Raw genomic sequence first — 20,404 nt, forward strand, 5'->3', positions numbered from 1 at the left:
CCACCCCAGGCTCCGTTCACATAGCCGGTCTGTTCAGTCTCGCGCCGATCATTCGCCGCCGCCCAGCGCATGCACATACAATGCAAGCATCTTGATGGTGGCAGGATCCAGGCGGCCGCTCCAGGCCGGCATCACGCCATTGCGGCTCTGTGCGATGGTCTGCACGACCGAGGCCTTGTCCGAGCCATAAAGCCAGATCTTGTCGGTCAGGTTGGGGGCGCCGAGTTCACGGTTGCCCTTGCCCTGCTCGCCATGGCAAGCCACGCATTGTTCGGCGAAGATCTTGGCGCCTTCCGCCACCGTGGGCAGATTGGCCGGGCCGAGGCCAGACAGCGACAGCACGTAATCGGCCACGGCATTCACCTGCGGCGCAGTGAGCATGCCATCGGCCAGGAAGCGCGGCATCTGCGAAAGCCGCGTATCGTCGTTGCCCGGCCAGCGGATGCCGTTGCGCAGGGTCTGGTGGATCGCCTCGATGCTGCCGCCCCAGAGCCAATCGTCGTCGGCCAGGTTGGGATAGCCCTTGGCGCCCACGCCGCCGGATTGATGGCATGGCGCGCAATTCTCGGCGAACAGCACGCGACCGCCCGACAGCGCGAAGCGGGTCAGTTCAGGATCGTTGCGGATCGCCGCAAAATCCAGATTGGCCAGCTTGTCGCGATACTGTGCCTGCGAGGCTGCGGCGGCGCTCAGCTTCTCTTCCACATCCTTGCGCTGATGGCTGCCGGTGATGCCGGCAAAATAGCTGCGGATGCCCGGCACCGACGGATACAGCACGCTCCACACCACGGAGAACAGCACGCAGGCATAGAAGGTGTAGAGCCACCATTTCGGCAGCGGATTGTTCAGCTCCTTGATGCCGTCCCATTCATGGCCGGTGGTCTCGGTGCCGGTGAGGCTGTCTTTTTCAATCTTTGTGGGCATGGCGTTCAGTTCCTATGACGCATCTGGGGCTGTGCATCGTCTTCCTGCAGCGGGATCCGTCCGAGTTTGTCCCAGGCCGAACGGCGGCCCGGCCACATCACCCATACGATGATCCCGACGAACAACAGGAAAAACCACAGCGTCCACAACGAACGGAGCCAGGGATAGGCTTCGACGAGGCTCATGGTGCCCTCCTCTCCTATTGCCGCAGGCTGCCGGGCTGCACCTTGTCGAATTCGACAAGGGTGCCAAGCATCTGCAGATAGGCGATCAATGCATCCAGTTCGGTCAGCCGCGCCGGGTTGCCGTCGAAATCGCCGGTCTTGGCCTTCGGGTAACGCTTCAGCAGGCCGTCGGTATCGGCATCCGGATCGGCCTGGGCAGCCAGATCGGCCTTGGCCTGGGCCACCATCTCGTCGCTGTAAGGCACGCCCACAACACGCAGGGCCTTCAGATGATCGGCCACATCGGCCATCTGCAACGGCCGCTCCGCCATGAAGGCATAGCCCGGCATGATCGATTCCGGCACCACCGAGCGCGGATCGATCAGATGCGCGGCATGCCATTCGTTGGAATACTTGCCGCCCACGCGCGCCAGATCGGGGCCGGTGCGCTTCGAGCCCCACTGAAACGGATGGTCATACATACTTTCGGCGGCCAGGCTGTAATGGCCATAACGCTCCACCTCATCGCGCAGGGGGCGGATCTGCTGGCTATGGCAGACATAACAGCCCTCGCGGATGTAGATGTTGCGGCCGGCCAGTTCCAGCGGCGAATAGGGCCGCATGCCCTGCACCTTCTCGATGGTGGTTTCGATGGTGAACAGCGGCACGATTTCCACCAGGCCGCCAATGGCAACCGTGATCAGGGTGAGCACCCCCATCAGGATGGCGTTGCGTTCGATGATGCTATGCTTGATGAACATGGAACGCTCTCCTTACGCCGCGGCCGTGGAGGGTGCGCTGGCACCCCGCGTTCCGCCATAGGGCGCCTCGTCGCGCACATCGCCGCGCGCGGTCCGCCACAGATTGTAGACCATGATGAGCGCACCGGTGAGGAAGCACAGGCCGCCCAGCGCACGGATGATGTAGAACGGATGCATGGCCTGCACGGTTTCCACGAAGCTGTATTGCAGGAAACCGAGCTGATCGTAGGCGCGCCACATCAGGCCCTGCATGATGCCAGACACCCACATCGAGGTGATATAGAGCAGGATACCGATGGTAGCGGTCCAGAAATGCCACGATACCAGGCGGATCGAATACAGCCGCTCGCGCTTCCACAAGGCCGGCACCAGATAGTAGAGCATGCCGAAGGTGATGAAGGCGTTCCAGCCCAGCGCACCGGAATGCACATGGCCGATGGTCCAGTCGGTGTAATGGCTCAAGGCATTCACCTGGCGGATCGACATCACCGGGCCCTCGAAAGTAGCCATGCCGTAGAAAGCCACGGCGGTGACCGAGAAACGCAGCCCCGGATCGGTGCGCAGCTTGTCCCAGGCACCAGACAGGGTCATCAGGCCGTTGATCATGCCGCCCCAGGAAGGCATCCACAGCATCACCGAAAACACCATGCCCAGCGTGGAAGCCCAATCGGGCAGCGAGGTGTAATGCAGATGGTGCGGACCGGCCCAGATATAGAGGAAGATCAGCGACCAGAAATGCACGATCGACAGGCGATAGCTGTAAACCGGGCGTTTGGCCTGCTTGGGAATGAAGTAATACATCATGCCCAGGAAGCCGGCGGTGAGGAAGAAGCCCACCGCGTTATGGCCATACCACCATTGCGTCAGCGCATCCTGCACGCCGGAGAACAGCGAATAGCTCTTGGTGGAGAACGGCGAAACCGGTATCGCCAGATTGTTGACGATATGCAGCATCGCCACGGTGATGATGAAGGCGAGGTAGAACCAGTTGGCCACATAGATATGCGGCTCCTCGCGCTTGATCAGGGTGCCCACGAAGATCACCAGGTAAACCACCCAGACCAGCGTGAGCCAGAGATCCACATACCATTCCGGCTCGGCGTATTCCTTGCTCTGGGTGATGCCCAGCATGTAGCCCAGTGCGGCGAGCACGATGAAGAACTGATAGCCGAAGAACACGAACCAGGCCGGGGCTGCACCGCCGAACAGGCTGGCCCGGCAGGTGCGCTGCACCACGTAGAACGAGGATCCCAGCAGCGCATTGCCGCCGAAGGCGAAAATCGCCGCCGAGGTATGCAACGGGCGCAGACGGCCGAAGCTGGTCCATTCCAGCCCCAGGTTCAGGGCCGGAAAGGCGAGTTGCAAGGCGATGTATACGCCCGCCGCGAAAGCCGCCACACCCCAGAAGATGGTGGCGATCACGAAGGCGCGAACCACATCCTCATGGTAGGCGTCCGCCGGGTTGGCGCCGATAGGGCTGGCGCCAGTGAGGCTGGCTGTGGTGGAGCTCATGGATTCCTCATTGCTGAATAGGCGAGGCTACTTTGGGGTTTGCTTCTGCGGCGGGCATTGATACAAATCAATCTGCCAGAAGTGATATTGGCCTAAATGACGCAGGGGCGCGACGGCGTGTCGCACTCTTAACCGGCGGGAACCGGTCGACGTAGTAGAATTGCCGGCAGCAGATACGGCAAGTGCGAAAATTGCTCGATTAAACATCGAAGTTTTTTTGATGAGAATCGGTCGCAGTTTGGGAGGATGGGAATGAGCCTGAACAATACCGATGCGAGTCCCATGGCCGTCATGCCCACCGGCCTGGTGCGCCGCGTGCCCGACGACCGCCCCTGGTATTGGCTGATCCTTGGCTGGCGCGACATCACGCGCGCTCCCCAGGTCAGCCTGGCCTATGGCGCAGGTCTGGTCGGATTTAGTTTCCTCCTGGTCTTCGGCCTGTCGCGCTACGACATGCTGTATCTCTTCCTTCCCATGGCGGGAGGCTTTTTCCTGATCGCTCCGCTGGCTGCCGTCGGGCTGTATGAAACCAGCCGCCGCCTGTCTGCCGGGCTGCCGGTGGATCTTTATTCCATCCTCACCGAATGGCGCCGGCCGATGCAGGTGGCCTTGTTCGGCCTGGTGCTGCTGTTGCTGCATTTCGCCTGGGTGCGCGTGGCGCTGCTGTGGTTCGCACTGTATTTCAATGGCACCACGCCGCCGCTGGATGCCCTGCCCTTCCATCTGCTGGAACCGGCCAATCTGCCCTTCCTGGTGATTGGCGGCCTGCTCGGCGGCATCTTCGCCCTGCTCGCTTTCGCCATTTCGGCGGTTTCGCTGCCCATGCTGGTAGACCGCGATGTAGACCCGGTCACCGCCATCGTCACCAGCGTGAATGCCGTGCGGCGCAATCCCAAGGCGATGCTGCTCTGGGCCGGGCTGATCGTATTGTTCACCGCGATGGGAATCGCCACCTTCTTTGTCGGACTGGGGCTGCTGTTTCCGCTGGTGGCACATGCCACCTGGCATGCCTACAAGGATCTGGTGGTGTGATCAGAGCTTGCCGAGCCAGCGCAGCGCCATGGCGCCGGCAGCCAGCGCATTGATCACCAGCACAACCGGCAGCCACCAGCGCATGGCCGCGCCGAAACGCCGGCCGGCATAGCTGCCAAGCGCTGCCACGATCAGCAAAGCCGGCAATGTGCCCAGCGTGAAGGCCGCCATGGCCAGCGCACCGCTGAGCGCCGAACCGCTGGCGCCAGCGGCCAGCAAAGCCGTGTAGAGCAGCCCGCACGGCAAAAAGCCCAGCCCCAGACCAAGCACGAATCCCCCCAGTCCGGTTGGGTTGTTGAATAACGGCGCCAACGGCCGCGTTATGCGTTCGGCAAAGCCTGCCCCGATATCGAAATGCCAGTTCAGCACGAAGCCCAGCCCCAGGCGCGGCGCCAGTTGCACAAAGGCCTGCAGCAGAAACAGCGCGGCCATCAGCAGCAATGCATAGCCCGGCAAGGCACCATGGCCCAGCAGCAGACCGGTGCCGCCGAGCAACCCGCCGGCCGCAGCCCCCAGCACGGTATAGATGCTGCCGCGCCCCAGATGATAAGGCAGCAACGCAATGCCGGTCAGCCGCGTCAGCAGCAGGCCGGATGCGCTGCCATCCAGCGGCTGCGCAGCCAGGCGGCGCCCGGTTTGCGACAGCACGAACGGTCCGCACATGCCGGCGCAATGGCTGAATCCGCCCACCAGGCCGAGCAGAAACAGACTGGCCGGCAGGCCGAGCTGCGGCAAAGCCAGGCCGATCTCGCCCGCCATCAGCGAGCGGCAGGCATTCAGAAACGAACTCCAATCGGCAAACATGCGAAACTCCGGGGACACGGCCAGCGCATATCACTATCGCAAACCGGCAAAACGCAAGCTTGATCTACGTCAATGCGCTTTTCCGCCGCAGCCCTAGCCTGCCATCATGTCCAGCAACAGCGACCTTCCCTATCCCCAGCCGGCAACGCTTTCGCCGGGATTGCGGCGGATTCATTCCGCACTCACGCAATCGTCGGATGCCGAGGCGTCGCCGTTTGAAACGATGCTCAACCAGCGCATGGCGCTGCTCAGCATCTGCGCCATGATCGACCGGCTGCCGCTTTCCGGCCCCGACACGCTCAGCCAACTGGGGCCGGCGCTGGCTGCCTATCTGCGCCAGGATTTTCCCGCCATCGTGGCGGAAGAAGAAGAAGGCCTGCTGCCGCTGCTGCGCCAGCGCCTGCTGCTGGGCGACGACCTTGAACCCGCGATCCGCCAGCTCAGCGACGAACATCGCCGCGACACCCAGCGCGCGCTCAGCCTCGCCGCCGAATGCGATGCCCTGGCCGAGGGGCTGGACCCAGAGGATGTGGCCGGCATCCTGGTAAGCTTGGCCGCTTTCGCCGAACAGCAGCGCCGCCATCTTGCCTGGGAGGAAGCCATCATCCTGCCAGTGGCCAGGGCACGACTGACCGAACAGGATTTACGCAGCTGGAATCGCGCTATGCGCGCGCGAAAACGATTGTTGAGTTGAGCGATTCGCGGTAAGGTGGAGCCGTCTCTATATTTTTGATCGGACCCGTATGCCAAGTCTCGCATCGGCCGGCACCAACGCTCCCGCCACGGAAGCCACCGGCACAGCATCGGCAACCAGATCGAAATCCGGCGCCCAATCCCACGGCGCCCGGTCCCCTCGGGCCGGCGCAGCGGCGCATGCCGGTATCGCCGCCCATGCTCAAACCGATGCCGATGCTTCGCTTGCCGGCCACCATGCCAGCACCTGCCAGGCCTTCGCCTGCCAGGCCTGCACGGTTCGCGGCCTGACGATCTGCGGCGCATTGGAGCCAGACGATCAGACTCTGCTGGCCGGCCTGGTGCAACATCTCAGCCTTCAGCCGCATCAATCCATCTTCCAGGAAGGCGATGCGGCGGATTATGTCTACACCATCACTGCCGGCTGCGTGGCGATGTCTAAATCGCTGGCCGATGGCCGCCGGCAGATCACCGGTTTCATGGGCCCCGGGGATTTCCTCGGCCTGGCGGTGGAGGACGAGAATCACTACAGCGCCGAGGCGCTCAGCCCCACGCATCTCTGCCGTTATCCGCGCCAGCGCTTCCGCGCCGTGATGCAATCGGTGCCCGCACTGGAACAGCGGCTTTATGCCCTGGCCGCCGACGAACTTGCGCTGGCGCAGGAACAGATTTTGCTGCTCGGCCGCAAGACTGCGCTGGAACGCCTGGCCACGTTTTTGCTGATGATGCGCCGCCGCGCCCAGCAGCGCGGCCTGCCCACAAATCCGCTGCGGCTTTCCATGGCGCGTGCCGATGTGGCGGATTATCTGGGCCTGACGGTTGAAACCGTAAGCCGCGGTTTCAGCAAGCTGCGCGCCATGGGCGCCATCACGCTGGACAGCGCCGAACTGGTGCGACTGGCCAAGCCCGCCCTGCTGCAGGAATTGAGCGGCACCTGAGCGCCATTCAGCGGCGCAGTTGCTGCCATTGCATCATCACGATGCCGCCCAGGATCACCGCCCCGCCGAACAATTGCTGCAACGACAGGCTGGCACCGAACATCATCGTGGCGATGGCCACCGAAAATACCGGCGCCAGGTTGCCATAGATCGAAGCGACAGGCACGCCCACGCGGCTGACGCCGTAATTCCACAGCGCCATCGCTATGCCGGCCGCGCCCACACCCATCCACAGGATCATCAGCACCGTGCCGCCATCGGGCCAGCTTTGCGGCAGCCGGCCGGGCGATACCGGCTCCATGACGGCAAGCACCGCCAGCATCACCAGACAGCCGGTGAACGTGGTGAGCAGGCTGATGCGCAACTGGCTCATGCGGCGCGGCACCAGCCATTGCTGCGCTTTCAGGGAATACCAGACCCAGACCAGATTGGCGGTGATCAGCATCATCTCGCCCAGATACGGAACCGGCGGCCCGCCAGCAGCCGCGCGGCGCGGCCCCGCCGCATCCAGCGCCACCATCGCACCGCCGATGATGGCGGCTACCAATGCCGGCCAGAATCCCCGCACCAGCGGCGTGCGATACATCGCCTTGGCCAGAATGGTGGCCAGCAACGGATTGCTGCTCATCACGATGGCCGCCCGCACCGGTTCCGACAACAGCACGCCATAGGCAAACAGCAGCGAAAAAATCGCCATCGAGAGGCCCAGCCACAGCAATTGCGGCCATGGCAGATCGCGGCTGAACGGCCAGCGTCGCTCGAATGCCAGGCACATCGCCAGCAGCACCGGCAGCGGCGCGATGTAGCGCAGGGTGGCCAGGAAAACCGGATTGTAAACTTGATGCACCAGGGAATGGGAGATCGGAATCATACCGCCCCAAAGCAGCGCGGTGACACACAGCCCCAGCGGTGCCAGCAGCGCCGCATTGCCGCCCGTCTCCCACCCTGCCTTGGGCACAGTTCCGGACACCGGGTTACCAACCGCCGCGCTTGAGCCAGCGCTCGATCATCTCGAACCTGTCGGCGCCCCAGAAGGGTTCGCCGTCCACGAACACGAATGGTGCACCGAACACGCCGCGCTGATGCACGGCCTCGTCGGTCTGCGCCCGCAAGGCATCCTTGATCGCCGGATCCTCGATTCCGGCGGCCAGCGCCGCACGATCTATGCCCAGGCCTTCCGCCACATCCAGCACCGCGTCGGGCGACGAGATATCGGTGTCGTTCACAAACAAAGCGGTATAGGCCGCCTTGGCAAACGGCACCGCCCTATTCGCGGCACCGGCCTGATCATGCTGTTTCAGCCACAGCACCGCGCGCGCCGCCGCCTGGGTGGGGATCGGAAACCGCGTGGGCATCTTGAAGGGAATGCCGTATTCGCGGGCCGAACGCGCAAAATCACGGGTGGAATACTGGCCCTTCAACGGATAGCCGGTGAGCGGCTGGCTGCCGGTGGCTTTCAGCGCCACGCCCAGCAGCATCGGACGCCAATCCACACTGCGGCCATGGCGGGCCGCCAGTTCGTCGATCCGCATCGCGCCGATATAGGCATAGGGGGAAGAGAAATCGAAATAGAATTCCAACGGTGCCGTCATGATTTCCTCCTGGTTTATGTTTTTCTGATCACGCCTTGAAGCCGAAGGCGCGGCGCATCCGGCGCAGCAGCGGATGCTCTTCCGGCTCCAGCTCCAGGCCCACCATCGCGATGCGATCATGCTTGATCTCGCGCACCACCAGCTCCACCGGCCCCACCCGCACGCGGTCGCCTACCACGGCGCCGCGGCGCAATCGCTTGCGGATATAGGCTCCGGCCGGATCGGCACGGAATTTCTCCTCCACCGGAAAGCCATACATCTCGCCCAACACACCCACCGGGGTATCGCCCTGCACGGCGAATTCGCCGAACACCTCCTCGCCGGTGCTGCGGCCCTTGCGCTGCTTTTCCTGGTTGGTGAACAGCCGGTCCAGCGAATAGAGCTGCTCGGGCGGCGCCAGCACCAGCAGGTAATCGGAAGGCTGCAGGCTTTCCAGCTTGGCGCGATCCATCACCGTGCCCTCGCGGATCACCGCGATGATGCGGCAGCGTCGCGGCATGGGCAATTCGGCATAAACATAGCCCAGGGCAGGTGCGCCGGGCTGCACCTGATAGCTGGCGATATCGCGGTCTGCGGTGTTGCCCAGATCGATCTCGGCACGGCTGGCGGAATCTTTCTGCGGCGGCAATTCCAGGCCGAATAGCCGCGCCGCCAGGCCGATGGTCCAGCCTTGCAGGGTGAGCGACAACAACACGCAGAAGAATGCCACCGATACATAGATACTGGCATGCTGCAAACCGGCCAGAACCGGAATCGTGGCCAGAAAAATCGGCACTGCCCCGCGCAAACCCACCCACGAGATGAAGCCGATTTCCGCCCAGCTATAGCGGAACGGTAGCAAGCAGAGCGTGACCGCCACCGGCCGGGCCAGCACGATCAGCACGGCGGCAATCAACAGGCCGGGCAATATGTCTGGCTCCAACTGGCTCGGCGTCATCAGCAGGCCGAGCAGCAGAAACATCACGATCTGGCCCAGCCAGCTCAGCCCATCGTAGAAACGCAGGATCACCTGGGCGCCGCGATGGCGTCGGTTACCCAGCATCAGGCCCGCCACATACACCGCCACATAACCCGAGGCATGGGCGAAATGCGCGCCCGAGAAGATCAGCAAGGTGGCTGCCATCGCCACGATGGGATAAAGCCCGCCGGCCACCTGCACGCGGTTGAACAACAACACCAGCAGCAGACCGCCGGCCACGCCGATGGCCACGCCGCCCAGCATCTGAACCAGGAAATTCAACAGCAGAAGCCAGCTATCCGGCGGCTGGCCCAGGCGCAGCAATTCCACGCAGACCAGGGTAAGGAAGATCGCCATCGGATCGTTGATGCCGGATTCCACTTCCAGCGTGCCGGTGACGCGCTTTTGCAGCGCCATGCCCTTCACGTTGAGCAGGAAGAACACCGCCGCCGCGTCGGTAGAGCCCACGATCGCGCCGATCAGGAAGGATTGCAGCAGGCCGAAGCCGAGGATGTAATGCCCCACCGCGCCCACGATGCCTGCGGTGGCCAGCACGCCGACGGTGGACAGCACAAGCGAGGGTCCGGCCACCAGGCGCACGATGCTCATCTTGGTGCGCAGGCCGCCATCGAACAGGATGATCGCCAGCGCCGCCGAGCCGACGGTATAGGTGAGCTGATAGTCGCTGAATTCTATGCCGCCGGGGCCATCCACCCCGGCCAGCATGCCAAGGCCCAGAAAGACCAGCAGGAAAGGCACGCCGAAGCGGCTGGAAGCAGAACCGGCAAGAATGCTGATCAGAACCAACAGTGAAGCAACAAACAAAATCTCGTTGGCCTGACCCAAAATACCCGCCTCGCTATGGCAACACCAAGATGTGGTCCAGCATCCGGTGGCGGTTACTTATCCCGCAGCTTTTTATCCTGCTGCAAGGGAACGGCTGATCACCAGGCGCTGCACGTCGCTGGTGCCTTCATAGATCTGGCACACGCGTACGTCGCGGTAGATGCGTTCAACCGGGAAGTCGGCCAGGTAGCCGTAGCCGCCGTGAATCTGGATCGCATCAGAGCATACCTGTTCCGCCATTTCAGACGCAAACAATTTGGCCATGCTGGCTTCTTTCAGGCAGGGCTGGCCGGCATCCTTCAACCGGGCGGCGTTATGCACCATCAGCCGCGCCGCCTCGATGCGGGTAGCCATGTCGGCCAGCCGGAAGCCCACCGCCTGGTGGTTGATGATGGCGGTTCCGAAGGCCTGGCGCTCACCGGCATAGGCAAGTGCCGCCTCGAAGGCAGCCCGGGCCATGCCTACGGATTGGGCAGCGATGCCGATCCGGCCGGATTCCAGGTTGGCCAGGGCGATGCGATAGCCCTCGCCCTGGGCCCCCAACAGGGCCTCGTCGCCCACCGTGAGGCCCTCCAGCACGATCTGGCAGGTATCCGAGCATTTCTGCCCCAGCTTGCGCTCCACGCTGGCCACCTTGTAGCCGGGGGTATCGGTGCGCACCAGGAAACAGGATATGCCGCGCTTGCCCTGCTCAGGATCGGTCACGGCAAAGATCAGCGCCGCCTTGGCAATGCCGCCCGAGGTGATGAACTGCTTCACGCCGTCGATCACCCATTTGCCATCCACGCGGCGGGCGCGGGTTTTCAGCGCGGCGGCATCCGAGCCGGCCTGCGGCTCGGTGAGGCAGAAGGCACCGATCCATTCGCCGCGCGCCAGCGGCTTGAGAAAGGCTTCCTTCTGGGCCTCGTTGCCATAGCGCAGGATCGCCGCGCATACCGGGCTGTTATTCACAGACATGATCGTGCTGACCGCGCCATCGGCCGCGGCGATTTCTTCCAGCGCCAGCACATAGGACAGGAAATCCGCCCCCGCGCCACCCCATTCCTCGGGCACGCCCATGCCGAGCAGGCCAAGCCCACCCATTTCATGCAGCAGGTCCAGCGGCGGCTCGCCCACCCGGTCGCGTTCGGCGGCACCAGGCGCCAGCCGCTCGCGGGCGAAATCGCGGGCCATGTCGCGGATCATGCTCTGGTCCTGGCTCAGCATCGGCTGTCTCCTGCCTATTCGGTGGATTGCTGCACGCTCGGCACGCTCTCGCCGCGCGGCAACCGCGCCGTCACCTCGATTTCAATCTTCATGCGCGGATCGATCAGGCCGATGATCAGTGCGGTGGCAGCCGGCAAGGCCTTGGCGAAATGCCGGCCGCAGATCGGCGCGATACGCTCGAAATCCGCCGCATCGGTGAGGTAGTAATGCACCCGCACCACATCATCCAGGCTGCAGCCGGCCTCGCCCAGCGCCTTGGCGAGATTGCGGAAAATCTGCTCGGTCTGCGCCACCACGTCATCCTTGATGGTCATGGTGGCGTAATCGAAACCGGTGGTGCCGGATACGAAGACATAGTCGCCATCCACCACGGCGCGCGAATAACCCATCACTTTTTCAAATGTGGAGCCCGAGGAGATATGCCGCACCATGCTTATTTGCTTTCCTCGAACAATTCGCGGCCGATCAGCATGCGCCGGATTTCCGACGTGCCGGCGCCGATCTCGTACAGCTTGGCATCGCGCAACAGGCGGCCGGTGGGATTGTCGTTGATATAGCCGTTGCCGCCCAGGATCTGGATCGCATCCAGTGCCAGCTTGGTGGCCTTCTCGGCCGAGAACAGGATCGCGCCAGCGGCATCCTTGCGGGTGGTGCGCCCTTTGTCGCAGGCTTTCGCCACGGCATAAACATAGGCGCGCGCCGCATTCATCTCGGTATACATGTCGGCGATCTTGCCCTGAATGAGCTGAAACGTACCGATCGGCTGGCCGAATTGCTGGCGCTCATGCACATAGGGAATCACGATATCCATCGCCGCCTGCATGATGCCCAGCGGGCCGCCGGAAAGCACCGCGCGCTCGTAATCCAGGCCGCTCATCAGCACGTTCACGCCGCGCCCCACCTGGCCCAGCACATTCTCCTCCGGCACTTCGCAATCCTGGAACACCAGTTCGCCGGTTTCCGAACCGCGCATGCCTAACTTGTCCAGCTTCTGCGCAATGGAAAACCCCTTGAAGCCCTTTTCGATCAGAAACGCCGTGATGCCGCGCGGGCCGGCGGCCGGGTCGGTCTTGGCATAAACCACCAGCACATCGGCCGAGGGGCCGTTGGTGATCCACATCTTGCTGCCGTTCAGGATATAGCGGTCGCCCTTCTTGTCGGCGCGCAGGCGCATCGACACGACATCCGATCCGGCATTGGGTTCGCTCATCGCCAGGGCGCCCAGATGTTCGCCGGAAATCAGCTTGGGCAGATAGCGTTTCTTCTGCGCGTCGTTGCCGTTGCGGTTGATCTGATTGACGCAGAGATTGGAATGCGCGCCATAGGACAGGCCCACGGAAGCCGAGCCGCGGCTTACTTCCTCCATCGCCACCACATGCTCCAGATAGCCCAGGCCGGCGCCGCCATATTCCTCGGCCGCCGTGATGCCATGCAGGCCGAGATCGCCGAACTTGGTCCACAGATCGCGGGGGAATTCATCCTTGCGGTCGATCTCGTCGGCACGCGGCGCCAGTTCGGCATCCACGAAACCGCGCACGCTCTGGCGCAGCATGTCGGCGGTTTCGCCGAGATCGAAATCCAGCGTCGGATAGGTGTTGCTGATCATTATGGCGTCTCCTCGTACTTTTGTTCAGTGTAGCGGAAAGGCTGGTTCGGCAGCCAGTGTCAGCGGCCCGTATCCGGCCGCCCCTGAATGCAGATCAGGGTGGCGATGCCGGTGGCGCAATGCACCTCGCGGCCAGCCTTGATGCCGATCACATCCATGGCCACCACGGTGAGCGTGCGGCCCGAGCGCGTTACCTGGCCACGGGCGCGCAATTCATCCACATCGGCCGGCGCCATCAAGTTCAGCTTGTATTCCACCGTCAACACCGTGCTGTCGGCAGGAAACAGGCTATAGGCGGCATAGCCGGCGGCGCTGTCGGCGATCATGCCCAGCACGCCGCCATGCACGAAACCATGCTGCTGGGTCACCTCGAGGCGATGCGGCAGCCGCACCTCGCAAAAGCCGGGCCGCAGGGCGGCGATGCTGGCGCCGATCAGGTGCATGGCCGGCTGGCGGCTGAAGCTGTCGCGGCAGCGGGCTTCGAAACCGGGGTCCGGCGCGGTGAAGCTGGCTGGGGCCGCTTGCTCTGGGCTGGCCATGGTTTCCTCCTGCAATGCTCCCCTTCCTTCAAACCGGACGGGATTCGACTGGCGGAAAACCTAGCCAAACCGCAGCAATAGATGAAATCAATTCTTTCAATCCCAGGTATTGCATATTTCTATCAGCAGCCATGCAACCAAATGCCCGCCGAGGCGTTTTAGATGGAGCTAAAGCCATCTCAGGAGGTTGCATCATGCCCAATGCATTTGAACGTGCCCTGCAGGATACCGAACGGCACTTCGCCAGCCCGAACGATATCCTCGACAATCACGAATTCAGCCGCGAGCAGAAGATCAAGCTGCTGAAGAACTGGGATTACACCCTGCGGCTCAAACTGGTTGCCTCGGAAGAGAGCATGACCGGCCCGGAACCCGAAGGCAGCACAAGCGAAAAGCTGCGGCGGGTCGGCAACGCGCTGGAGCAGTTGGGTTATAGCGACGACCAACCCGATGGCCCCAGCAAGACCGGTGCATAATTTTCGTCGGAAGGCTGGAACTTTTGCCGCCACTGCGGCGTTTCATCGATACCTCAACAAAAAAGAAAAGGCAGCCAAATCATGTTGTCTACCATTCTTCTCGTCATTCTGATCCTGATGTTGCTCGGCGCCTTGCCGGCTTGGCCCTATAGCCGCAATTGGGGCTATGGCCCCAGCGGCATATTCACCGTCGTGGTGATCGTTCTGCTGATCCTGCTACTCACCGGACGCATATAGCGTCCGTGCCATCGCCCACAAAAAACCCCGCCGGCAAAACCGGCGGGGTTTCTTTTCGCAGCCAGGTTGTTTAACCGCGCTGCGGATGCGGCGTTTGCGGAGCCTTCTGTTTGTCCTGCTTCTGGCTCGGATCCTGATACAGGTTGCCCAGGCCGCGATCATGGCCCTGCTGCTGGGGCTTGTGCTGCGCCTGATCCTGCTGCTTCTGCGGCACCTGCGGTTTGGGCGATTGCGGCTTCGGATTCTGCTGATGGGTGCTCATGCTGTCCTCCTAAAATTATAATGCGGCTACAATTATAATGCGGCCCTCCGGCCACGGGTTTGCGTGGTCACGGGTTTACGTTGTCAGCGACCACGGAAGCAAAACGCGCCAACCGGCCCATGGTTCCCTGCATGCGATTAAAGCGGCGTCATTCCACCGCCATCGCTTCCTGCAGCCGGCCGCGCGCGCGGTTTACCCGGCTTTTCATGGTGCCAAGCGCACAGCCGCTGATCTCGGCGGCCTGCTCGTAAGACAAGCCCGACAACACCACCAGGCGCAAAGCCTGATTCTGATTCTTGGGCAGGCTGCGCAGCACTGCGCCCAATTCATGCATCTCCACGATGCCTTCCTGGGATGGCCGCACCGCAAGCTGCGCGATGCTGTCGTCATCGCCATACAGCACTTCGCGGCGATGCTTGCGCTGATTGGAGCAGAATGTGTTGCGCATGATGGTGAACAACCAGGCCGACATGTTGCTGCCCACCGTGAAGCGGTCGAAATTGCTCAGCGCCTTCACCATGGTGTCTTGCACTAGGTCGTCGGCATTGGCGCTGTTGCGCGTGAGGCTGTGGGCAAAGGCCCGCAGCGGACGCAGGAATTTCAGCATTTCCTGCTCCAGCCTGTTTCGCTCCAGGATGGAAGTATGCTGGGGCGAAACATCCGCAGAAGCAGTATTAAAACAGATTCCGTTCCATTCCATAACAATACTCCTATTAAATAACGGCGGAGAAACCGCGCCGATTACAATTATTCAAGGGCACCCAAATCATTGGGTTTCTATTGATTTATGAGTTTGAGGGGAATTCGGGCGATTATTGGGCCGGGACAAGGTTTTTACTTGTTCTAGCGCAGCGGTATTATGATCCGCCTCTACGCTTATGGAACTTTTTGTATCATTTGGCGTTTGCAGTTCACCGGCAGATTTCTGCCGACCTGCAACACCAAACGATCCTGAAAGGACAAAGCCATGACCCCCGCCAAGCCGTTTCGCATGCTGCTCGCCGCCCTTGCCCTTACGGCTGCCACCGCCACTCTGGCCGCATGCTCCTCAGCGCCGAGCCGTGAATCGACCGGCGAATTCGTCGATTCCTCGGTCATCACCACCAAGGTGAAAACCGCCCTGCTCAACGAGCCCGGCCTGAAGTCGATGCAGATCAGCGTCGAAACCTTCAAGGACATGGTGCAACTCAGCGGCTTCGTCGACAGCAGCGCCGCCAAAGCCAAAGCCGGCCAGCTCGCTGCCTCGGTGGAAGGCGTGCGCTCGGTGAAAAACGACCTTGTGGTAAAATAGCAATCGTCTATCTGTCAGCGAGCCAGCCATAGCGGCTTGCTATTTTCGATCCTGGCCGGAATAGTCGGCCAGGATCGAGAAGGCGGCCGATGAACATCTCGCAGATACGCTATTTCCTGGCGGTGGTAGAGACCGGCAGCTTCACCAAGGCGGCCGAGCGCGTCAATGTGAGCCAGCCTACCCTGTCGGCCGGCATCAAACGGCTGGAGGAGGATTTGGGTGCCGTGCTGCTGGATCGCGGCGGTCGCGGCGCGCTGCTTACGCCGGCCGGTGCCCGCTTTCTGCCGCGCGCCCGGGTGCTGATGAGCGAATGGACCGCGGCACGGCGCGAATTGCGCCTGCCCAAACCGGCGCGTCAAAGGCTGCGTCTGGGCCATATGCTGGGGTTGCCGCCCCGAGGCCTGAGCGGCTTGCTCGGCGGCTTCATGGCCGCGCATCCCGATGTGGCAATCGAAACCCTGGAAGCCCCCGCCCCCACCCTGCGCCGCAGACTGGAGCTTGGCCGCATCGATGCCGCGCTCACTTTGCTGGATGGCGGCCAGAGCGATCAGCAAAGCCTGGCCCTGTTGCGCCAGCGCTATCGCCTGGCGCTGCCGCTGCAGCATCCTCTGGCCCATCGCGCCAGCGTGAAGCTGAACGAATTGCACGACCAGGCCTTCGTGATCCGCCCGCAGGCCGAGGTTATGCCGGCTTCGGAAAAGCTGTTCAACAGCAACGGCGTCAGGCCGCGCATCGTCGGCCGGGCGGAAAGCGATGCGGCTTTGCTGGCGCTGGTGGAAGCCGGTCTGGGGCTGGCGGTGCTGCCGAGCTGGCTGCTGGATGGCGCGCGCGAACGCGTGGCCAATCTGCCGCTGGCCGAATTGCGCGTCAGCCATTCCATCGGGCTGGCCTGGCGCGGCGAGGCCTCAGCTACGCTGCAATTGCTGCTGAATTATGCCGAGGGTTATAGCTGGGACAAGCCCGGCCCGGTTATCGGACACTAGCCATCATTCGCGGCGCCCCATCACGCCATCGGCATGATCCTGCGCATCCACCACGGCCACGGCAGTCATGTTGACCAGGCCGCGCACCGTCACGTTACGCGAAACGATATGCGCAGACCGCGCCATGCCCATCAGGATCGGGCCGACATAGAATCCCTGCTCCATCTGGCGCACCAGATTGGCGGCGATGTTGGCGGCGTCCAGGTTGGGCATGATCAGCACATTGGCGCTGCCGGTAAGCTTGCTGCCCGGCATCATCTTCTGGCGGATGGCTTCCGAGATGGCGGCATCGGCCTTCATCTCGCCCTCGATCTCCAGGTCGGGGAATTCCGCCTGCAGGTCGCTCACCGCCTCGCGCATCTTGCGCGCCGCCGGCACAGCGGATGAACCGAAATTAGATGCCGAAAGCAACGCGATCTTCGGCACGATGCCGAAACGCCGCACTTCCTCGGCCACCAGCCGGGCGATGCCGACGATATCCTGAGCCGACGGATCGAAATTCACATTGGTATCGGCAATGAACAGGATGCCCTGAGGCACCACCAGCAACTGCATGGCTGCCGGGCGTTCCACGCCGGTGCGCAGACCCACCACATCCATCAGATGCGGCAGATGCTGTTCATACTGGCCCACCGCGCCGCAGATCATCGCATCGGCCTCGCCGCGCAGCACGCTCATGGCGGCAATCACGGTGGTGTTGGTGCGGATCACGGTGCGGGCATCGTCGGGCGCCACGCCGCGGCGCGCCATCAGGGTATGATACTGCGTCCAGAAATCGGTGTAGCGGTCGTCGCGCTCGGGATCGACCAATTCCACATTCTCGCCGATCTTGAGGCGCAGGCCGAGGCGCTCGATACGCATCTCCACCACGGCCCGGCGGCCGATCAGGATCGGCTGGGCGATCTTGTCGTCGATCACGATCTGGGCGGCGCGCAGCACGCGCTCATCCTCGCCCTCGGCATAGATCAGGCGCATCGGGCGGCGCTTGGCGCGCTCGAAAAGCGGCCGCATGATGAAGCCGGTGCGATAGACGAAGCGTTCCAGGCTCTCGCGGTAGGCATCGAGATCCTCGATCGGCCGCGTGGCCACGCCGCTTTCCATCGCCGCCTTGGCCACCGCCGGCGCGATCTGCAGGATCAGGCGCGGATCGAACGGCTTGGGGATGATGTATTCCGGGCCGAAGGCGATGTCTTCATCGGCGCCATAGGCGCGCGACACGATCTCGCTCATCTCGGCCATCGCCAGATCGGCAATGGCGCGCACGGCGGCCAGTTCCATCGCGGTGTTGATGGTGGTGGCGCCCACATCCAGCGCGCCCCGGAACAGGAACGGGAAGCACAGAACGTTGTTCACCTGATTGGGATAATCCGACCGGCCGGTGGCGATCACCGCATCGGGGCGCACCGCCTTGGCCGCCTCGGGCAGGATTTCCGGCGTGGGATTGGCCAGCGCCATGATCAGCGGCTTGGGCCCCATCTTCTCGACCATTTCCGGCTTCAGCACATTGGCCGCCGAAAGGCCGAGGAATACATCGGCGCCGGCAATCGCATCGCCCAGGGTGCGATTGTTGGTCTGGCGCGCATAGCGGGCCTTGAATTCGTCCATCTGCTCGGTGCGGCCCTCATAGACCACGCCGACGATATCGGTGACGACGATATTCTCCTTGCGCAGGCCCAGTTCCACCAGCAGGTCGAGGCAGGCCAGCGCGGCGGCGCCGGCGCCCGAAGCCACCAGGCGCACATCCTCGATCTTCTTGCCCACCACGCGCAGGCCGTTGAGGATCGCAGCCCCCACGGTGATGGCGGTGCCATGCTGGTCGTCGTGGAACACCGGAATCTTCATGCGCTCGCGCAGGGCGCGCTCCACCACGAAGCATTCCGGGGCCTTGATGTCTTCCAGGTTGATGCCGCCGAAGGTGGGTTCCAGCGCGGCAACGATATCGATCAGCTTCTGCGGGTCGGTCTCGGCCACCTCGATGTCGAACACATCGATGCCGGCGAATTTCTTGAACAGGACGGCCTTGCCCTCCATCACCGGCTTGGCGGCCAGCGGGCCGATATTGCCCAGGCCGAGCACGGCGGTGCCGTTGGAGATCACCCCCACCAGATTGCCGCGCGCGGTAAGCGAGGCGGCCTCGGCGGGATCGTCCACAATGGCATTGCAGGCGGCGGCCACGCCGGGGCTGTAAGCCAGGGCCAGATCGCGCTGGGTGGCCAGCGGCTTGGTCGGCGTGATTTCCAGTTTACCGGGTTTCGGCAGCCGGTGATATTCCAGCGCCATCCGATCGAGATCGCTCGTCATGATCCTGTCCCGGCCCGGCTGGCTTGGGGGAGCAATTGCTGCATGGTGCGGTCGAAAAGACTCGAACTTTCACGGCCTTTCGGCCACAGCGACCTCAACGCTGCGCGTCTACCAATTCCGCCACGACCGCAAACCGGGCGACGCGCGGACATAGCAAATCCCCGCCCCCGCTTCAAGAACCGTACAGCCTTAATTTTCAGTGGTTTCTAATCGTCAGACATGGTGTCGGTGATCGAGACCGCCACCTTCTCGCCGGAGATCACGATTTCGCCCCGGGCAATCAGCTTGTTATTGGCATAGATCCAGGCATGGTCGTCCACGCTGGCATCCAGCTCGATCACGGCGCCACGGCCCACCTTCAGCACCTGATGAATCGGCATGGTGGCCTTGCCCAGTACCACCGATATCTCGACGGTAACGTCTTGAACCGCACTGGGCGTTGCCATGATCCACCTTCCCTTACAGGAGCCAGCATACTACATAGCCTGCTATCGTTAGCAGAAGGTAAACCCGTGACCGTAATTCCCGCCCCCAGCCGCCAATTGGAAACCGCAGATGGGCCGGTGGATTGGGCGGTCAGCGATGGCTTGGTGCCCTATGCGGAGGCCCTGGCCGCCATGGAAGCGCGGGTGGCAGCCATCCGGGCAGGTACGGCGCCCGAGCTGATCTGGCTGCTACAGCACCCGCCGCTCTACACCGCCGGCACCTCGGCCAAACCGCAGGATCTGCTGGATGCCCGCTTCCCGGTCCATGCCACCGGCCGCGGAGGACAATATACCTATCATGGCCCCGGCCAGCGTATTGCCTATGTGATGCTGGACCTGGCCAAGCGCGGCCGCGACCTGCGCAACTTCGTCTGCCGGATGGAGGACTGGGTGATCGACAGCCTGGGCCAGTTCGGCATCCGCGCCGAGCGCCGGCCCGGCCGGGTGGGCGTATGGGTATCCCGGCCAGATAAGGGGCCAAGCCAGGGGGCCGCCGGGCGGGAGGACAAGATCGCCGCCATCGGCGTGCGGGTGCGCCATTGGGTGACCTATCATGGCCTGAGCCTGAATGTGGAACCCGATCTCAGGCATTACTCGGGCATCGTGCCCTGCGGTATCCACGACGACGCGGCGACGCCGTTCGGTGTCACCTCGCTGGTGGATTTGGGCCTGCCGGTCAGCCTGAATGATGTAGATACTATATTGTTTTCAATGCTTTCAGGGTCACTTCTAGAGCGCCTTGATAATAATCGATGTAGCGTAGATTGAGGCGGTGTTTCACGTGAAACACCCGT

Annotated in this window: 24 protein-coding genes and 1 tRNA gene; 8 read left to right on the plus strand and 17 right to left on the minus strand. The window is 62.8% G+C overall.

Annotation, left to right across the window (positions count from 1 at the left end; translation table 11 throughout):
• Nucleotides 1-48 precede the first annotated feature (48 nt).
• Genes ccoP through ccoN form a run of 4 tightly spaced genes read right to left on the minus strand, consistent with a single transcriptional unit; the run spans nt 49 to nt 3,361 of the window.
• Nucleotides 49-924 carry a cytochrome-c oxidase, cbb3-type subunit III gene (gene ccoP, locus KF827_RS07800; protein ID WP_291002991.1) on the minus strand — a complete coding sequence of 292 codons (876 nt, stop codon included), beginning with the start codon at nt 922-924 and terminating at the stop codon, nt 49-51.
• A 5-nt stretch (nt 925-929) separates the two neighbouring features.
• Complete coding sequence (locus tag KF827_RS07805) at nt 930-1,109, minus strand: cbb3-type cytochrome c oxidase subunit 3 (protein WP_291002996.1); 180 nt, start codon at nt 1,107-1,109, stop codon at nt 930-932.
• Nucleotides 1,110-1,123: 14 nt separating this feature from the next.
• Complete coding sequence (gene ccoO / locus KF827_RS07810; protein ID WP_291002999.1) at nt 1,124-1,849, minus strand: cytochrome-c oxidase, cbb3-type subunit II; 726 nt, start codon at nt 1,847-1,849, stop codon at nt 1,124-1,126.
• Between the two features lie 12 nt (nt 1,850-1,861).
• Nucleotides 1,862-3,361, minus strand: coding sequence for a cytochrome-c oxidase, cbb3-type subunit I (gene ccoN / locus KF827_RS07815; protein WP_291003002.1), 1,500 nt, complete (start codon nt 3,359-3,361; stop codon nt 1,862-1,864).
• A 252-nt stretch (nt 3,362-3,613) separates the two neighbouring features.
• Between ccoN and KF827_RS07820 the strand changes: the two genes are divergently transcribed.
• Nucleotides 3,614-4,393: a DUF2189 domain-containing protein gene (locus KF827_RS07820; RefSeq protein ID WP_291003005.1), complete on the plus strand. Its 780-nt coding sequence runs from the start codon at nt 3,614-3,616 to the stop codon at nt 4,391-4,393.
• Here the strand turns inward: KF827_RS07820 and KF827_RS07825 are convergent, their stop codons facing one another.
• Nucleotides 4,394-5,197, minus strand: a complete 804-nt coding sequence (locus KF827_RS07825) for a sulfite exporter TauE/SafE family protein (RefSeq protein WP_291003007.1) — start codon at nt 5,195-5,197, stop codon at nt 4,394-4,396.
• 106 nt (nt 5,198-5,303) lie between these two features.
• Between KF827_RS07825 and KF827_RS07830 the strand changes: the two genes are divergently transcribed.
• Nucleotides 5,304-5,891 carry a hemerythrin domain-containing protein gene (locus tag KF827_RS07830; RefSeq protein WP_291003010.1) on the plus strand — a complete coding sequence of 196 codons (588 nt, stop codon included), beginning with the start codon at nt 5,304-5,306 and terminating at the stop codon, nt 5,889-5,891.
• A 49-nt stretch (nt 5,892-5,940) separates the two neighbouring features.
• A complete protein-coding gene (locus KF827_RS07835; RefSeq protein ID WP_291003014.1) occupies nt 5,941-6,828 on the plus strand; it encodes a Crp/Fnr family transcriptional regulator in 888 nt (295 codons plus the stop codon).
• 7 nt (nt 6,829-6,835) lie between these two features.
• On the opposite strand, the gene KF827_RS07840 is transcribed toward KF827_RS07835, so the two are convergent.
• From KF827_RS07840 to KF827_RS07870, 7 genes are all read right to left on the minus strand, one after another.
• Nucleotides 6,836-7,798 (minus strand): DMT family transporter, encoded by a 963-nt coding sequence (locus KF827_RS07840; RefSeq protein ID WP_291003017.1) that lies wholly within the window; start codon nt 7,796-7,798, stop codon nt 6,836-6,838.
• A 4-nt stretch (nt 7,799-7,802) separates the two neighbouring features.
• On the minus strand, nt 7,803-8,420 hold the full coding sequence (locus KF827_RS07845) for a 2-hydroxychromene-2-carboxylate isomerase (RefSeq protein WP_291003020.1): 618 nt from the start codon (nt 8,418-8,420) through the stop codon (nt 7,803-7,805).
• A gap of 28 nt (nt 8,421-8,448) precedes the next feature.
• Nucleotides 8,449-10,224, minus strand: a complete 1,776-nt coding sequence (locus KF827_RS07850; protein WP_291003023.1) for a potassium/proton antiporter — start codon at nt 10,222-10,224, stop codon at nt 8,449-8,451.
• Between the two features lie 72 nt (nt 10,225-10,296).
• The gene (locus KF827_RS07855) at nt 10,297-11,430 is read right to left on the minus strand and encodes an acyl-CoA dehydrogenase family protein (RefSeq protein ID WP_291003027.1); all 1,134 of its coding nucleotides are present in this window, start codon (nt 11,428-11,430) and stop codon (nt 10,297-10,299) included.
• Between the two features lie 14 nt (nt 11,431-11,444).
• Nucleotides 11,445-11,861: a RidA family protein gene (locus KF827_RS07860; protein ID WP_291003029.1), complete on the minus strand. Its 417-nt coding sequence runs from the start codon at nt 11,859-11,861 to the stop codon at nt 11,445-11,447.
• A gap of 2 nt (nt 11,862-11,863) precedes the next feature.
• Complete coding sequence (locus KF827_RS07865) at nt 11,864-13,036, minus strand: isovaleryl-CoA dehydrogenase (RefSeq protein ID WP_291003032.1); 1,173 nt, start codon at nt 13,034-13,036, stop codon at nt 11,864-11,866.
• Nucleotides 13,037-13,095: 59 nt separating this feature from the next.
• Nucleotides 13,096-13,575, minus strand: coding sequence for a hotdog fold thioesterase (locus KF827_RS07870; RefSeq protein ID WP_291003035.1), 480 nt, complete (start codon nt 13,573-13,575; stop codon nt 13,096-13,098).
• A gap of 194 nt (nt 13,576-13,769) precedes the next feature.
• On the opposite strand from KF827_RS07870, the gene KF827_RS07875 reads away from it, so the two are divergent.
• Nucleotides 13,770-14,051, plus strand: coding sequence for a hypothetical protein (locus tag KF827_RS07875; protein WP_291003038.1), 282 nt, complete (start codon nt 13,770-13,772; stop codon nt 14,049-14,051).
• A gap of 84 nt (nt 14,052-14,135) precedes the next feature.
• On the plus strand, nt 14,136-14,288 hold the full coding sequence (locus KF827_RS07880; protein WP_367273127.1) for a DUF3309 family protein: 153 nt from the start codon (nt 14,136-14,138) through the stop codon (nt 14,286-14,288).
• Nucleotides 14,289-14,358: 70 nt separating this feature from the next.
• On the opposite strand, the gene KF827_RS07885 is transcribed toward KF827_RS07880, so the two are convergent.
• Together KF827_RS07885 and KF827_RS07890 are read right to left on the minus strand one after the other, a co-directional pair.
• A complete protein-coding gene (locus tag KF827_RS07885) occupies nt 14,359-14,550 on the minus strand; it encodes a hypothetical protein (RefSeq protein ID WP_291003043.1) in 192 nt (63 codons plus the stop codon).
• Between the two features lie 148 nt (nt 14,551-14,698).
• A complete protein-coding gene (locus KF827_RS07890) occupies nt 14,699-15,157 on the minus strand; it encodes a sigma-70 family RNA polymerase sigma factor (RefSeq protein ID WP_291003046.1) in 459 nt (152 codons plus the stop codon).
• 360 nt (nt 15,158-15,517) lie between these two features.
• Here KF827_RS07890 and KF827_RS07895 point away from each other — a divergent pair, with 360 nt between their 5' ends.
• Together KF827_RS07895 and KF827_RS07900 are read left to right on the plus strand one after the other, a co-directional pair.
• The gene (locus KF827_RS07895) at nt 15,518-15,841 is read left to right on the plus strand and encodes a BON domain-containing protein (RefSeq protein WP_291003049.1); all 324 of its coding nucleotides are present in this window, start codon (nt 15,518-15,520) and stop codon (nt 15,839-15,841) included.
• Between the two features lie 89 nt (nt 15,842-15,930).
• Entirely contained in the window at nt 15,931-16,824 is an 894-nt protein-coding gene (locus KF827_RS07900) for a LysR family transcriptional regulator (protein ID WP_291003052.1), read from the plus strand.
• 3 nt (nt 16,825-16,827) lie between these two features.
• On the opposite strand, the gene KF827_RS07905 is transcribed toward KF827_RS07900, so the two are convergent.
• The 3 genes from KF827_RS07905 to KF827_RS07915 form a co-directional block, all read right to left on the minus strand.
• Nucleotides 16,828-19,125: an NADP-dependent malic enzyme gene (locus KF827_RS07905; RefSeq protein WP_291003055.1), complete on the minus strand. Its 2,298-nt coding sequence runs from the start codon at nt 19,123-19,125 to the stop codon at nt 16,828-16,830.
• Nucleotides 19,126-19,168: 43 nt separating this feature from the next.
• Nucleotides 19,169-19,255: transfer RNA gene (locus KF827_RS07910), tRNA-Leu, on the minus strand.
• Between the two features lie 76 nt (nt 19,256-19,331).
• Complete coding sequence (locus tag KF827_RS07915; protein ID WP_291003058.1) at nt 19,332-19,571, minus strand: FliM/FliN family flagellar motor switch protein; 240 nt, start codon at nt 19,569-19,571, stop codon at nt 19,332-19,334.
• Nucleotides 19,572-19,637: 66 nt separating this feature from the next.
• On the opposite strand from KF827_RS07915, the gene lipB reads away from it, so the two are divergent.
• Nucleotides 19,638-20,378 (plus strand): lipoyl(octanoyl) transferase LipB, encoded by a 741-nt coding sequence (gene lipB, locus KF827_RS07920; protein WP_291003061.1) that lies wholly within the window; start codon nt 19,638-19,640, stop codon nt 20,376-20,378.
• The last annotated feature ends 26 nt before the right edge of the window (nt 20,379-20,404 follow it).

Source organism: Ferrovibrio sp. (genome assembly GCF_019636075.1).
GTDB lineage: Bacteria > Pseudomonadota > Alphaproteobacteria > Ferrovibrionales > Ferrovibrionaceae > Ferrovibrio.